The organism is Streptomyces celluloflavus, assembly GCA_000720995.1.
Classification (GTDB): domain Bacteria; phylum Actinomycetota; class Actinomycetes; order Streptomycetales; family Streptomycetaceae; genus Streptomyces; species Streptomyces celluloflavus.
Genome location: JOEL01000123.1, coordinates 1 through 1,308, shown reverse-complemented (window position 1 = coordinate 1,308; position 1,308 = coordinate 1). Strand labels below are relative to the sequence as shown.

Below are 1,308 nucleotides of genomic sequence, written 5' to 3'. Positions count from 1 at the left end.
CAATACCGGTGACTTTGGTGGTTTGGGGTCGTTGGGTGGGGTGTGCCAAGGCCCGGACAGGTGAAGTCGTCAGCGGACGAGCGGCTTTCGGATCGGATCGCGATCGGGGTGCTGACCCGTGCGTTCCCGCCGGAGCTTGTCGATGAGATCGTCGCGGAGTGCGGCCGGGTCGAGCAGCGGCGCCGGCTGCTGCCGGCCCGGGTGGTGGTCTATTTCGTGCTCGCGATGTGCCTGTTCTCCGGGCAGGGCTATGAGGAGGTCGCCCGGCTGCTGACGCACGGGCTGGAGCGGATGGGCCGCTGGAAGGTGACCTGGCGGGTGCCGACCACCGCGGCGATCGGCCGGGCCCGTCTGCGGCTGGGGCCGGAACCGCTCAAGGCACTGTTCGCCCGGGTGTGCCGGCCGGTGGCGAGCGGGGAGACGAGCGGTACCTGGTATCGGGGGTGGCGGCTGGTCGCGGTGGATGGCACCACCTTCGACGTGCCGGACACCCAGGCCAACGCCGCCTTCTTCGGCCGCCCGGGAGTCAGCCGCGGACAGGAGAAGAGCGCGTATCCGCAGGCGAGGGTGGCCGCGCTGGTCGAGTGCGGCACTCACGCCGTCTTCGCGGCCGAGGCCGGACCCTTGGCCGTGCACGAGACCGAGCTGGCCCAGCGCCTGTTCAGCTCTCTGGCGCCGGGGATACTGCTGCTGGCCGACCGGGGCTTTCGAGGCTTCGACCTATGGCGGGCAGCCACCGCAACCGGTGCCGACCTGCTGTGGCGGGTCAAGAACGACGCCGTGCTCCCCGTCCGGGCTCTACTGGAGGACGGCTCCTACCTCTCGGAGATCGTCGCCGCGAGGGACAAGAACCGTCGTGCGGACCCGGCCCGGGTCCGTGTCATCGAATACACCCTCGGCCGCGACGGCAGCGACACGGTGTACCGGCTGATCACCACCGTCCTGGACCCGAAGGCAGCATCGGCCTCGTCCCTGGCCGCGCTGTACGCGCAGCGATGGGAGATCGAAAGCACGCTGGACGAGATCAAGACCCATCAGGGCGGGCCCCGCCTCGTCCTGCGCTCCCAGCACCCCCGCGGAGTCGAGCAGGAGATCTTCGCCTTCCTCCTGGTACACCACGCCCTGCGAGACCTGATGCACCAGGCCGCACGGCAAGCCGACCACGATCCCGACCGGATCTCCTTCACCCGCACCCTGCGCATCGTCCGCCGCCACGTCACCGACCAGGCGGCGTTTTCCCCCCTCCCGGATGGCCAGGGCCCTGGCCACGGCCCTGCGTGAGATCCGCGAACGGCCCCTGCCGCCCCG

1 protein-coding gene is annotated in these 1,308 nt (G+C 70.6%); it reads left to right on the top strand.

The annotated features are described in order from the left end of the window. Positions 1-42 precede the first annotated feature (42 nt). Positions 43-1,281: an IS4 family transposase gene (locus IH09_RS36125; RefSeq protein ID WP_052861980.1), complete on the top strand. Its 1,239-nt coding sequence runs from the start codon at positions 43-45 to the stop codon at positions 1,279-1,281. The last annotated feature ends 27 nt before the right edge of the window (positions 1,282-1,308 follow it).